This window comes from Serratia sp. BNK-33-b, from assembly GCF_048684565.1.
Classification (GTDB): Bacteria; Pseudomonadota; Gammaproteobacteria; order Enterobacterales; family Enterobacteriaceae; genus Serratia; species Serratia marcescens.
This window is the reverse complement of record NZ_JBLQTZ010000001.1, coordinates 1-13747: the sequence shown is the minus strand read 5'-3', so window position 1 is coordinate 13747 and position 13747 is coordinate 1. Positions and strand designations below refer to the sequence as shown.

Genomic DNA, 13747 nt, shown 5'->3' with positions numbered 1-13747 from the left:
TTCACTCCAAATGTATTTATGACAGGCGGCGAACGAACCGCCTGGATATTCTTATCTTGTCTGTCTTGTCGTCCGCCACGCTGCGCGGCGAACCTTATCGTTACGGATTGACCGGATCCAGCCAACCGTATTTGTCTTCGGTCTTGCCGCTGAACAGGCCGAAGAACGCCTGTTGGATCTGTTTGGTCACCGGGCCGCATTTGCCGATGCCGACCTGAATGCCGTCCACGCTGCGCACCGGCGTGATCTCCGCCGCGGTGCCGGACATGAACACTTCGTCGGCCAGGTACAGCGATTCGCGCGACAGCACCTGCTCGCGCACCTCGAAGCCCATGTCTTTCGCCAGCTTGATGATCGCGTCGCGGGTAATGCCCGGCAGCGCCGAAGAGGTGAATGGCGGGGTATAGAGCACGCCGTCTTTCACTTCAAACAGGTTTTCGCCCGCCCCTTCGGAAATGTAACCGTGCACGTCGAGCGCAATGCCTTCCTGATAGCCGTGGCGACGCGCTTCGCTGCCCACCAGCAGGGAGGAAAGATAATTGCCGCCGGCCTTGGCCGCAGTGGGGATCGTGTTTGGTGCGACGCGGTGCCAGGAGGAGACCATCGCATCGATGCCTTGATCCAGCGCTTCTTCACCCAGGTAAGCGCCCCAAGGAAACGCCGCGATAATCACGTCCGTTTTATAACCGGCCGGCGGGTTGACGCCCATGCCGACATCGCCGACGAACACCAGCGGGCGAATGTACGCGCTGACCAGGTTGTTCTTGCGCAGCGTAGCGCGGCAAGCTTCCATCAGCTCGTCGACGCTTTGCGACACCGGCATGCGGTAGATTTTCGCCGAATCGTGCAGGCGCTGCATATGCTCGCGATGACGGAATACCACCGGCCCCAAGTGCGAGTCGTAGCAGCGCACCCCTTCAAACACCGACGTGCCGTAATGCAACGCGTGCGACATCACGTGCACTTTGGCCTCGGCCCAAGGAACCATCTCACCATTGAACCAAATGTAATCGGCTTTCTTTGTCATTGTTATTTATCCTTCTCGGCGCCTCAGGCGCGTATTTGTTGTGATGTTGGCTGCTGGATCTCGACGCAGGAGACGTCCATCAGTTTGCTTAATTGAGATGACAACAGGGCGACCGGGCGCGGGCTGGCAACGGTCAATTCGATATTGATGCTGTCGGCGTTGGCCGGGGAAACCATATTCATAGCACAAACCTGAAAGCCGCGATGACGCACGACCCGCAATACGCGCTCTAACATTTCGGGGCGAAAACGCGCCTGGATCGAGAGTTGATGCTGCATCATGATATTTCCTCCAACATGGTTTCGTTACCGGCGCCCGGCGGCACCAGCGGCCAGACGTTTTCGAGTTCGTCGATAGAGACCTGCAGCAGATAAGGGCCTTCGGTGTTGAACAGCGCCTCGAGCGCGCCCTCCACCTGATCCTTGCGGCTGATGCGCTGGCCGGGAATGCCGAAGGCGGCGGCCAGCATCAGGAAGTCGGGGTTATCGGACAGGTTGGTTTCGCTGTAGCGGCCGTCGAAGAACAGCTGCTGCCATTGGCGCACCATCCCGAGACGCTGGTTGTCCAGCAGCACGATCTTCAGCGGCAGCTGTTTGCGCTTGATAGTGCCCAGTTCCTGCACGTTCATCATGAAGGAACCATCGCCCGAGACGCAGATCACCGTATCTTGCGGGCGGGCAATTTGGGCCCCTACCGCCGCCGGCACGCCGAACCCCATGGTGCCGAGACCGCTGGAGGTGATGAAATTCTCCGGGCGCTCGAACGTCATGTGTTGCGCGCTCCACATCTGGTGCTGACCGACGTCGGTGGTCACCACGCTGTTGGCCGGCTTGCGGGCGGACAGCTGGCGCAAGAACAGCGGCGCGTAGATCGGCTGGCCGGGGTGATCGTAGCGGCAGGCGTGCTCGGCTTTCAGCGCCGTCACCTGCTGCTGCCAGGCGGCGATGTTCAGCGGGCGCTGCAACGCCGGCAGCAACGTTTTCAAATCGCCCTGCAGGGCCACATGCGCCTGGCGCAGCTTGCTCATTTCCGCCGGGTCGATATCCATGTGGATCACTTTGGCGTGCGGCGCGAAGGCGTTCAGTTTGCCGGTCACGCGGTCATCGAAACGCGCGCCGACGGCGATCAGCAAATCGCACTCCTGCACCGCCAGGTTAGCGGCCTTGGTGCCGTGCATGCCCAGCATGCCGAGGTACAGCGGATCTTGCGCATCCGGCGCGCCCAGCCCCTTCAGGGTGGCGACGTTCGGCATGCGGGTCACGGCGATGAACTCGCGCAGCGCCGGCACCGCCTGCGCCATGCCCACGCCGCCGCCGACGTACAGCATCGGTTTATGCGCCTGCGCCAGCAGCTCAGCCGCCTCGGCCAACGCCGCCGCCGGGAACGCCGGCGCTTCGTCGACCGGCATCAGATGCGGGTGCAAGTCGCCCTGCGCCAGCTGGATGTCTTTCGGGATATCGATCAGCACCGGACCGGGACGGCCGCCGGCGGCGATGGCGAACGCTTCCGCCATGATGCCCGGCAAGGCGTCCAGCGACTCCACCAGGAAGCTGTGCTTGGTGCAGGCCAGAGACAGGCCGAGAACATCGATCTCCTGAAAGGCATCGGTGCCGATCAGCGCGGAACCCACCTGACCGGTGATGGCGACAACGGGAACAGAATCGAGCAGCGCATCAGCCAGGCCGGTGATCAGGTTGGTGGCGCCGGGGCCGGAAGTGGCGATGCAAACGCCGACTTTGCCGGTGGCGCGGGCGTAGCCGATGGCGGCCATGGCGGCGCCCTGTTCATGGCGGCACAGCAGGTGTTCCACGCCGCCGTCATACAACGCATCGTACACCGGCATGATTGCCCCGCCCGGATAGCCGAATACGGTATCCACCCCCTGCGCACGCAACGCTTGAACTACCCACTGAGCGCCATTCATGGTTATTTCCCCGCCTTACTTCGACAACTGCAGGATTTTGTTCTGTTTTTCATGTTCTGCCCCTTGCTCCACTTTTCTCTTGCCAATAAAAAACCCCCGGACCTGACGGTGCGGGGGTTCTCTTGCGATTCCGGCTTGTTTGCTAAGCCTTTCTTCGTCCAAGTGCAGCCCCGCACGGTGGGATAATAATCACCACCACGCTAATCACGACTAGGCTAATCACTTGGGCAAAGGCTTTCATAATGGGTTTGTTCACTGTGCTCATTCAGAACTAATGCTTACAGAGGTATCATAGTCGCGCGCGGCATGACAACACTTTTTTTGCGTTATTATTCGGCGCAATCTGGTCATACCTCACGCGAATCGCCCATCTTTCACACGTTGGCGCGCATACCCGGATTTTCTACCGCGTCGGTGATCGCCTTGCCGCGCGTATCCTTGCCGAAGAACACCAACAGGGCGATCGCCACCGCCACCGTACCGGCGACGATCGCCATCGCCAGGCCGTAATTATGCCCATGATGCTCGGCGATGGTGGCTTGCAGCGTGGCGTTGACCGAAGCGATCAGGTTACCCAGTTGGTACACAAACCCCGGCAGCACCGCGCGGGTATTGGCCGGCACCAACTCGGTCAGGTAGGTCGGCACCACGCCCCAGGCGCCCTGCACCATGAACTGCATCAGGAAAGCGCCGATCCCCAACATCAGCGAACCGCTGGAAAACGCCCACAGCGGGATCACCGGCAGCGCCAGCAGCGCGGCAATGATGATCGCTTTTTTGCGGCCGATCTTTTCCGACAACGAACCGAAGAAAACACCGCCGATAATTGACGCGATATTGTAGCTAATGGCGATGATACTGACGGTTTTAGGGTCGAAACCGTGCTGAACTTTCAGAAACACCGGATACAGATCCTGCGTGCCGTGGGAGAAGAAATTGAACGCCGCCATCAGCAGCACCAGATAGCAGCACAGCTTCCAGTGGCTCTTCAACACCGGCAGCAAGGCGGTGCTCTCTTTGCGTTCACGCGCCGCCAGCCACACCGGCGACTCCTGCACGCAATAATAAATAAACGGCAGCAGCAGGATCGGCGCCGCGCCGATGACGAACATGCCGCGCCAGCCGACCGTTTCGAACAGCAAGCCGTACACCACCGCCGCCAGCAGATAACCAAACGGATAGCCGGCCTGGAAAATACCCGACATCAGGCCGCGTGAGCGGTCCGGTATGGTTTCCATCGCCAACGACGACGCCACGCCCCAGATGCCGCCCATCGCGATACCGTACAACACCCGCAACAGCAAGAAGACCGTCAGCGAGGGCGCGGCGGCGGAGAGCAGCTCAAACACCGAGAAAAAGACGATATTCAACATCAGGATCGGTTTGCGGCCATACTTTTCCGCCGCACGCCCGAAGATCAGCGCGCCAATCGGGCGCACCGCCAGCGTGAGCAGAATCGCCAACGTGACCTGTTCCAGACCGACGTGAAAGGATTGCGCGATGTCGCTGAGTAAGAATACCAGCACGAAAAAATCGAAAGCGTCGAGCGTCCAGCTTGAAAAGCTGGCGATTGCCGCGTTGCGTTGCAGCGGGGTCCAACCAAACATAGTGTTATCCCTACCGTAGAGTACGAAGTCAGGAGGTTTAGCGGCTGCCGGGCAGAATGCGGCGGCGGTCGGAGCTTGTTAAAGAAGTGATTTTTCTTTTAATCAATTGTTAAATACACCCGTTAACCCTATGATTGCAATGCGTATGGGCCGCTAATGTGTTGCAGCCTTCAGCGAATTGTTAATGGGTATTGCCGCAGGTTGCGAGGCGGCTCGCACAATCTCTTTACTTCGATGAAAATGAGCAATTACGCTGCGAAACCCATAGAAAAACTACCAATAACGCCGCGCAATGCCTGGATGAACCTCGCATCATGTCGTCCTCAGCAAGGAGAGCGATATGTCACTGGCGTTAATCTATAGCCGCGCCATCATCGGCGTTCAGGCCCCTTCCGTAACGGTGGAGGTGCATATCAGCAATGGCCTGCCCGGCCTGACGCTGGTCGGCCTGCCGGAAACCACGGTAAAAGAGGCGCGCGATCGGGTGCGCAGCGCCCTGATCAACAGCGGTTTCACCTTTCCCGCCCGGCGCATCACCGTCAATTTGGCGCCCGCCGATCTGCCAAAAGAAGGCGGGCGTTACGATCTGCCGATAGCGCTGGCGATCCTCGCCGCCTCCGAGCAATTGCCCCTCGCGCCGTTGGCGCGCTACGAGTTTCTTGGCGAGCTCGCGCTGTCTGGCTCACTGCGCGCGGTCAGGGGAGCGATCCCGGCGGCACTGGCGGCGGCTGATGCCGGGCGGCAACTGATCCTCTCGATGGACAACGCCGCCGAAGTCGGCCTGATCGCGCAGTCGCGCTCCCATACCGCCCAACACCTGCTGGAAGTCTGCGCTTTTTTGCTCGGCCAAGGCGAACTGCCGGTAGCGGCCACGCCCCCCGATGCGGACAACGCGTGCGAAAACGCCGACCTGCGCGACATCATCGGTCAGGAACAGGCCAAGCGGGCATTAGAGATCGCCGCCGCCGGCGGGCATAACCTGCTGTTGATTGGGCCACCGGGCACCGGTAAAACCATGCTGGCCAGCCGTCTCACGGGCTTGCTGCCGCCGCTGACGGAGGCTGAGGCGCTGGAAAGCCTGGCGATCGCCAGCTTGCAGCATCACATTCCCGCCGCGCTACCATGGCGCCAGAGGCCGTTTCGCGCGCCGCACCACAGCGCCTCGATGGCGGCATTGGTCGGCGGCGGCTCACTGCCGCGACCGGGCGAGATCTCGATGGCGCATAACGGCGTGCTGTTTCTGGATGAACTGCCGGAATTCGAGCGTAAGGTACTGGATGCGCTGCGTGAGCCGTTGGAATCCGGCGAGATCGTGATTTCACGTGCCAACGCCAAGGTCTGTTTCCCCGCCAGGGTGCAACTGATCGCGGCAATGAACCCCAGTCCGACAGGGCATTATCAGGGGTTGCACAATCGCGCCTCACCGCAGCAGGTGTTGCGCTATCTGGCCCGGCTGTCAGGGCCTTTTCTCGACCGTTTCGATCTGTCTATCGAAGTGCCATTGTTGCCGCCGGGTACGCTCAGTCATCGGAAAACCCATGGAGAAAGCAGCGAACAAGTACGGAAAAGGGTGCAGCAGGCACGCGCCCGGCAGCTCGAACGCGCCGGTAAAGTCAACGCGCTGTTGAGCAACCGTGAAGTGGAACGAGATTGCGTTTTGCAGGCGGCAGACGCCGAGTTTTTGGAAGCGACATTAAACACGCTGGGGTTATCGGTCCGCGCCTGGCAGCGCATCTTGAAAGTGGCGCGCACGCTGGCGGATTTGGCGGGAGATGCTGAGCTCGACAGGCGCCACCTCAGCGAAGCGCTGGGCTATCGCAGTATGGACCGTCTGCTGTTACAACTGCATCGCAGTCTGGAATGAAAATGGGGCCCGCAGGCCCCATCGTCTTTAGTCTTCGCTGTCGCTGTAATCTTCTACTGCGTCAGCCTGCGGTTTACCGCCGGACAGAGTATGGAATTTCTTCGGGCGACGTGTGCGCGCCAGATATTTAGCCCATACTTTTTCCTGCTCGGTAGCCGCTTCGCGCTCACCGCGGCACACTGCGACGAACAGCTGTTCTTCTTCAGTGGCCGGCTGGCGTTTACCCGAGTCCAACTCGTTAAACGCGTAGCCGAAGCGCTCTAGCAATTGCGCCTCTTTAATGGTGAAATCGCCGTGACGGGAGAACCCGCGAGGGTAATGTTTATTATCAAAAAAACGATTGGTCGTGGTGAAGCTATCCGCCATCTGACACGCTCCTAATTCTCTTATGGCCGTGCTGTTTATGGCGCGGAGTATTAGATAGGCTTGACAGCGTGTAAAACAAAACATTTAAATCTTAACGACAAATTTTTTTGGAGATAGGTGTGGATACCGAATTACTGAAAACCTTTTTGGAGGTCAGTAGAACGCGTCACTTTGGCAGAGCCGCAGAATCTTTGTACTTAACGCAGTCCGCGGTCAGTTTCCGCATCCGTCAGCTAGAAAACCAGTTGGGCGCCAATTTATTTACCCGTCATCGCAATAACATCCGCCTGACGCCTGCCGGCGAGCGGCTTCTGCCCTATGCCGAGAGCCTGATGAACACCTGGCAGTTGGCGAAGAAGGAAGTCGTGCGTTCGCTGCAACACACCGAGTTGTCGATCGGCGCTACCGCTTCGTTGTGGGAGGCCTATCTGACTCCCTGGTTGCAAGCACTCTATCAACAACGCGAGGCGCTGCAGCTAGAAGCCAGGGTGGCATTAAGGCACTCTTTGGTAAAACAACTGCATGAAAGGCAGCTCGATTTACTGATCACCACTGAACCGCCGAAGATGGATGAGTTGGCCAGCCAGCAACTGAGCAATTTCTCATTACGCCTGTTCTCATCCGCTTATCGTGACAAACAGGCCCCAATGCCCTACATCAAGCTGGAATGGGGAGCCGACTTCCACCAACAAGAAAACCGCATGTTGGAAGGTGATAACGTACCGGTGCTTACCACCACCTCCGCTCACCTGACGCGTCAGCTGTTGGAAACCACGGGCGGATGCGCTTTCCTGCCCAGCCATTGGGAAAAAGAGTACCCACAGCTGGTGGCCGCCACCGAGATCCCGCCGATTATCCGCCCACTGTATGCCGTCTGGTTGCAAAACAGCGATCAACAACCTTTGATTCGGCAATTACTTAAAATACCTTTAAATACCGCAGCCTAAAGCGCCATGGCGGCCTTAAAAGCCGCCACCGTGGTCTTGGCTGTCTATCATGCCAAAAGCCGCCCATCGCCTTCTGAGAGAAGAAAATGCAAAATGGTAGGAGAATCAGGAGGTCTGCGGGGGTAAAGATCGAAAGGCTATGGAGCAACTCGGATCAGATAAGCATCAGCATAGAGCAGTCGATGCGCTCTTTTCCCAAACGATAACGCTTTAATGATCGGGATAATAGGCAAAAAAAAACCCTTTGCTTTCGCAAAGGGTTCTTAATATGGCAGGGGCGGAGAGACTCGAACTCGCGACACCCGGTTTTGGAGACCGGTGCTCTACCAACTGAGCTACGCCCCTAAATCTCGCTTAACATTATGCCTGCTAATAAAGCAGGCATAATTAAATAAGTGGCGGAACGGACGGGGCTCGAACCCGCGACCCCCTGCGTGACAGGCAGGTATTCTAACCAACTGAACTACCGCTCCACCGATTCTTTTACGTTGCATCTTTCGATGCCGGCAATATCGCATTCTGCGATTTGCGCATTACCAGTCGTCACACTGATAACGTTTATTTGATGCCTGGCAGTGTCCTACTCTCGCATGGGGAGACCCCACACTACCATCGGCGCTACGGCGTTTCACTTCTGAGTTCGGCATGGGGTCAGGTGGGACCACCGCGCTATTGCCGCCAGGCAAATTCTGTTTCATTCCAACCGCTTCACTCTCGTGTCGCCATCAGAACCAATCTCGGAACTTCGCTGAAAATCTCTCTAAAAACACCTTCGGTGTTGTAAGGTTAAGCCTCACGGATCATTAGTACTGGTTAGCTCAATGCATCGCTGCACTTACACACCCAGCCTATCAACGTCTTAGTCTTAAACGTTCCTTCAGGGGCCTTAAAGGCCCAGGGAAGACTCATCTTGAGGCAAGTTTCGCGCTTAGATGCTTTCAGCGCTTATCTTTTCCGCACTTAGCTACCGGGCAATGCCATTGGCATGACAACCCGAACACCAGTGGTGCGTTCACTCCGGTCCTCTCGTACTAGGAGCAACCCCTCTCAATCTTCCAACGCCCACGGCAGATAGGGACCGAACTGTCTCACGACGTTCTAAACCCAGCTCGCGTACCACTTTAAATGGCGAACAGCCATACCCTTGGGACCTACTTCAGCCCCAGGATGTGATGAGCCGACATCGAGGTGCCAAACACCGCCGTCGATATGAACTCTTGGGCGGTATCAGCCTGTTATCCCCGGAGTACCTTTTATCCGTTGAGCGATGGCCCTTCCATTCAGAACCACCGGATCACTAAGACCTACTTTCGTACCTGCTCGAGCCGTCACTCTCGCAGTCAAGCTAGCTTATGCCTTTGCACTAACCTCACGATGTCCGACCGTGATTAGCTAACCTTCGTGCTCCTCCGTTACTCTTTGGGAGGAGACCGCCCCAGTCAAACTACCCACCAGACACTGTCCTCACCCCGGATCACGGGGCCGAGTTAGAACATCAAACATTAAAGGGTGGTATTTCAAGGATGGCTCCACGCAGACTGGCGTCCACGCTTCAAAGCCTCCCACCTATCCTACACATCAAGGCTCAATGTTCAGTGTCAAGCTATAGTAAAGGTTCACGGGGTCTTTCCGTCTTGCCGCGGGTACACTGCATCTTCACAGCGAGTTCAATTTCACTGAGTCTCGGGTGGAGACAGCCTGGCCATCATTACGCCATTCGTGCAGGTCGGAACTTACCCGACAAGGAATTTCGCTACCTTAGGACCGTTATAGTTACGGCCGCCGTTTACTGGGGCTTCGATCAAGAGCTTCGCCTTGCGGCTGACCCCATCAATTAACCTTCCAGCACCGGGCAGGCGTCACACCGTATACGTCCACTTTCGTGTTTGCACAGTGCTGTGTTTTTATTAAACAGTTGCAGCCAGCTGGTATCTTCGACTGGCTTCAGCTCCATCCGCGAGGGACTTCACCTACATGCCAGCGTGCCTTCTCCCGAAGTTACGGCACCATTTTGCCTAGTTCCTTCACCCGAGTTCTCTCAAGCGCCTTGGTATTCTCTACCTGACCACCTGTGTCGGTTTGGGGTACGATTTAATGTTACCTGATGCTTAGAGGATTTTCCTGGAAGCAGGGCATCAACTACTTCTGCACCGTAGTGCATCGTCATCACGCCTCAGGGTTGATATGCAACCGGATTTACCAGGTCACACCCCCTACACGCTTAAACCGGGACAACCGTCGCCCGGCTAGCCTAGCCTTCTCCGTCCCCCCTTCGCAGTAACACCAAGTACAGGAATATTAACCTGTTTCCCATCGACTACGCTTTTCAGCCTCGCCTTAGGGGTCGACTCACCCTGCCCCGATTAACGTTGGACAGGAACCCTTGGTCTTCCGGCGAGCGGGCTTTTCACCCGCTTTATCGTTACTTATGTCAGCATTCGCACTTCTGATACCTCCAGCAACCCTCACAGGCCACCTTCAACGGCTTACAGAACGCTCCCCTACCCAACAACGCCTAAGCGTCGCTGCCGCAGCTTCGGTGCATGGTTTAGCCCCGTTACATCTTCCGCGCAGGCCGACTCGACCAGTGAGCTATTACGCTTTCTTTAAATGATGGCTGCTTCTAAGCCAACATCCTGGCTGTCTATGCCTTCCCACATCGTTTCCCACTTAACCATGACTTTGGGACCTTAGCTGGCGGTCTGGGTTGTTTCCCTCTTCACGACGGACGTTAGCACCCGCCGTGTGTCTCCCGTGATAACATTCTTCGGTATTCGGAGTTTGCATCGGTTTGGTAAGCCGGGATGGCCCCCTAGCCGAAACAGTGCTCTACCCCCGAAGATGAGTTCACGAGGCGCTACCTAAATAGCTTTCGGGGAGAACCAGCTATCTCCCGGTTTGATTGGCCTTTCACCCCCAGCCACAAGTCATCCGCTAATTTTTCAACATTAGTCGGTTCGGTCCTCCAGTTAGTGTTACCCAACCTTCAACCTGCCCATGGCTAGATCACCGGGTTTCGGGTCTATACCTTGCAACTAATCGCCCAGTTAAGACTCGGTTTCCCTACGGCTCCCCTATACGGTTAACCTTGCTACAAAATATAAGTCGCTGACCCATTATACAAAAGGTACGCAGTCACACCACGAAGGTGCTCCCACTGCTTGTACGTACACGGTTTCAGGTTCTATTTCACTCCCCTCGCCGGGGTTCTTTTCGCCTTTCCCTCACGGTACTGGTTCACTATCGGTCAGTCAGGAGTATTTAGCCTTGGAGGATGGTCCCCCCATATTCAGACAGGATGTCACGTGTCCCGCCCTACTCATCGAACTCACGACCTGTGCATTTTAGTGTACGGGGCTATCACCCTTTGCTGCGCGACTTTCCAGACGCTTCCACTAACACACAAGCCGATTCAGGTTCTGGGCTCCTCCCCGTTCGCTCGCCGCTACTGGGGGAATCTCGGTTGATTTCTTTTCCTCGGGGTACTTAGATGTTTCAGTTCCCCCGGTTCGCCTCATGCCACTATGTATTCATGACATGATAGTGTGTCGAAACACACTGGGTTTCCCCATTCGGGTATCGCCGGTTGTAACGGTTCATATCACCTTACCGACGCTTTTCGCAGATTAGCACGCCCTTCATCGCCTCTGACTGCCTAGGCATCCACCGTGTACGCTTAGTCACTTAACCTCACAACCCGAAGATGTTTCCATCGTTCGCGCTGCAAACATTTGAGAGACTCTATGACAGGTTACTCTTCATCCCAGTACTTCTACGGAGGGATAAATTTCAGCCGTCATGTTTCAATTTTCAGCTTGTTCCAGATTGTTAAAGAGCAAAATACTTCGCAGCATACTGTCGCCAATATACTCTGAAGTATTGAAATACCGGACTATATGGTGGAGCTAAGCGGGATCGAACCGCTGACCTCCTGCGTGCAAGGCAGGCGCTCTCCCAGCTGAGCTATAGCCCCATACAGTCACGCGCAGTACCTTTTCCACTTCCGAGAAGTGGTAGGCCTGAGTGGACTTGAACCACCGACCTCACCCTTATCAGGGGTGCGCTCTAACCACCTGAGCTACAAGCCTATAAAGGTATTTCTGCTCGTTACTTTCTATCAGACAATCTGTGTGAGCACGCCACTCGAACTAATATCTTTAGGTAAGGAGGTGATCCAACCGCAGGTTCCCCTACGGTTACCTTGTTACGACTTCACCCCAGTCATGAATCACAAAGTGGTAAGCGCCCTCCCGAAGGTTAAGCTACCTACTTCTTTTGCAACCCACTCCCATGGTGTGACGGGCGGTGTGTACAAGGCCCGGGAACGTATTCACCGTAGCATTCTGATCTACGATTACTAGCGATTCCGACTTCATGGAGTCGAGTTGCAGACTCCAATCCGGACTACGACATACTTTATGAGGTCCGCTTGCTCTCGCGAGGTCGCTTCTCTTTGTATATGCCATTGTAGCACGTGTGTAGCCCTACTCGTAAGGGCCATGATGACTTGACGTCATCCCCACCTTCCTCCAGTTTATCACTGGCAGTCTCCTTTGAGTTCCCGGCCGAACCGCTGGCAACAAAGGATAAGGGTTGCGCTCGTTGCGGGACTTAACCCAACATTTCACAACACGAGCTGACGACAGCCATGCAGCACCTGTCTCAGAGTTCCCGAAGGCACCAATCCATCTCTGGAAAGTTCTCTGGATGTCAAGAGTAGGTAAGGTTCTTCGCGTTGCATCGAATTAAACCACATGCTCCACCGCTTGTGCGGGCCCCCGTCAATTCATTTGAGTTTTAACCTTGCGGCCGTACTCCCCAGGCGGTCGATTTAACGCGTTAGCTCCGGAAGCCACGCCTCAAGGGCACAACCTCCAAATCGACATCGTTTACAGCGTGGACTACCAGGGTATCTAATCCTGTTTGCTCCCCACGCTTTCGCACCTGAGCGTCAGTCTTCGTCCAGGGGGCCGCCTTCGCCACCGGTATTCCTCCAGATCTCTACGCATTTCACCGCTACACCTGGAATTCTACCCCCCTCTACGAGACTCTAGCTTGCCAGTTTCAAATGCAGTTCCCAGGTTGAGCCCGGGGATTTCACATCTGACTTAACAAACCGCCTGCGTGCGCTTTACGCCCAGTAATTCCGATTAACGCTTGCACCCTCCGTATTACCGCGGCTGCTGGCACGGAGTTAGCCGGTGCTTCTTCTGCGAGTAACGTCAATTGATGAACGTATTAAGCTCACCACCTTCCTCCTCGCTGAAAGTGCTTTACAACCCGAAGGCCTTCTTCACACACGCGGCATGGCTGCATCAGGCTTGCGCCCATTGTGCAATATTCCCCACTGCTGCCTCCCGTAGGAGTCTGGACCGTGTCTCAGTTCCAGTGTGGCTGGTCATCCTCTCAGACCAGCTAGGGATCGTCGCCTAGGTGAGCCATTACCCCACCTACTAGCTAATCCCATCTGGGCACATCTGATGGCAAGAGGCCCGAAGGTCCCCCTCTTTGGTCTTGCGACGTTATGCGGTATTAGCTACCGTTTCCAGTAGTTATCCCCCTCCATCAGGCAGTTTCCCAGACATTACTCACCCGTCCGCCGCTCGTCACCCGGGGAGCAAGCTCCCCTGTGCTACCGCTCGACTTGCATGTGTTAAGCCTGCCGCCAGCGTTCAATCTGAGCCATGATCAAACTCTTCAATTAAAAGCTTGATTTGCTTCCACTCGAGAAGCGATGCTCAAAGATTTACTGCATGAATTTTACTTCAGTTAGTCACTCTTCAAGACTTGATATTTTTTTGCATCCGAAGATGCTGGATATCGTCTTGTGGAGTGCCCACACAGATTGTCTGATAAATTGTTAAAGAGCAGTGCCGAGAAACTCATCGGCGCGGGCTGCGTATACTACGCTTTTCGCCCGGAGAGTCAAGCGTTTATTTCGCTTTCTTCTCGCTGACCCGGCGGCTTGTCAGTCGTTGTTCCCGGTCAGTGGAGGCGCATTATAGGGAGTTC

General features: G+C 56.1%; 8 protein-coding genes, 4 tRNA genes and 3 rRNA genes. 2 read left to right on the top strand and 13 right to left on the bottom strand.

The features are described 5' to 3' along the window. Positions 1-100 precede the first annotated feature (100 nt). From ACMGGK_RS00075 to ACMGGK_RS00055, 5 genes are all read right to left on the bottom strand, one after another. Positions 101-1027 carry a branched-chain amino acid transaminase gene (locus ACMGGK_RS00075; RefSeq protein WP_016930475.1) on the bottom strand — a complete coding sequence of 309 codons (927 nt, stop codon included), beginning with the start codon at positions 1025-1027 and terminating at the stop codon, positions 101-103. 23 nt (positions 1028-1050) lie between these two features. Next, positions 1051-1308 (bottom strand): acetolactate synthase 2 small subunit, encoded by a 258-nt coding sequence (ilvM, locus tag ACMGGK_RS00070; RefSeq protein ID WP_004929955.1) that lies wholly within the window; start codon positions 1306-1308, stop codon positions 1051-1053. Further along, positions 1305-2951, bottom strand: a complete 1647-nt coding sequence (gene ilvG, locus ACMGGK_RS00065; RefSeq protein WP_033639153.1) for an acetolactate synthase 2 catalytic subunit — start codon at positions 2949-2951, stop codon at positions 1305-1307. Before ilvG ends, ilvM begins: the two co-directional genes overlap by 4 nt. Before the next feature lie 142 nt (positions 2952-3093). Next, positions 3094-3192, bottom strand: coding sequence for an ilv operon leader peptide (gene ilvL, locus ACMGGK_RS00060; protein ID WP_013814970.1), 99 nt, complete (start codon positions 3190-3192; stop codon positions 3094-3096). Between the two features lie 133 nt (positions 3193-3325). Continuing rightward, entirely contained in the window at positions 3326-4558 is a 1233-nt protein-coding gene (locus ACMGGK_RS00055; RefSeq protein ID WP_049300868.1) for an MFS transporter, read from the bottom strand. 340 nt (positions 4559-4898) lie between these two features. Between ACMGGK_RS00055 and ACMGGK_RS00050 the strand changes: the two genes are divergently transcribed. Next, positions 4899-6422, top strand: coding sequence for a YifB family Mg chelatase-like AAA ATPase (locus ACMGGK_RS00050; RefSeq protein ID WP_143778601.1), 1524 nt, complete (start codon positions 4899-4901; stop codon positions 6420-6422). A gap of 27 nt (positions 6423-6449) precedes the next feature. On the opposite strand, the gene ACMGGK_RS00045 is transcribed toward ACMGGK_RS00050, so the two are convergent. Beyond that, positions 6450-6788 carry a DUF413 domain-containing protein gene (locus ACMGGK_RS00045; protein ID WP_004929946.1) on the bottom strand — a complete coding sequence of 113 codons (339 nt, stop codon included), beginning with the start codon at positions 6786-6788 and terminating at the stop codon, positions 6450-6452. A gap of 119 nt (positions 6789-6907) precedes the next feature. On the opposite strand from ACMGGK_RS00045, the gene hdfR reads away from it, so the two are divergent. After that, complete coding sequence (gene hdfR, locus ACMGGK_RS00040) at positions 6908-7735, top strand: HTH-type transcriptional regulator HdfR (protein WP_028128092.1); 828 nt, start codon at positions 6908-6910, stop codon at positions 7733-7735. Positions 7736-8004: 269 nt separating this feature from the next. Here the strand turns inward: hdfR and ACMGGK_RS00035 are convergent. The 7 genes from ACMGGK_RS00035 to ACMGGK_RS00005 all read right to left on the bottom strand — a co-directional run bounded on the left by ACMGGK_RS00035 (position 8005) and on the right by ACMGGK_RS00005 (position 13439). Further along, a tRNA-Trp gene (locus ACMGGK_RS00035) sits at positions 8005-8080 on the bottom strand. Between the two features lie 51 nt (positions 8081-8131). Continuing rightward, positions 8132-8208, bottom strand: a tRNA-Asp gene (locus tag ACMGGK_RS00030). A gap of 94 nt (positions 8209-8302) precedes the next feature. Beyond that, positions 8303-8418 (bottom strand): 5S ribosomal RNA (rrf, locus tag ACMGGK_RS00025). Between the two features lie 99 nt (positions 8419-8517). Then, positions 8518-11425, bottom strand: a 23S ribosomal RNA gene (locus tag ACMGGK_RS00020). A 207-nt stretch (positions 11426-11632) separates the two neighbouring features. Beyond that, positions 11633-11708 (bottom strand) — tRNA-Ala (locus ACMGGK_RS00015). 38 nt (positions 11709-11746) lie between these two features. Continuing rightward, positions 11747-11823, bottom strand: a tRNA-Ile gene (locus ACMGGK_RS00010). Positions 11824-11897: 74 nt separating this feature from the next. Further along, positions 11898-13439: ribosomal RNA gene (locus ACMGGK_RS00005) — 16S ribosomal RNA — on the bottom strand. The 16S, 23S and 5S rRNA genes sit together here with 4 tRNA genes alongside, the layout of an rRNA operon. Positions 13440-13747 lie beyond the last annotated feature (308 nt).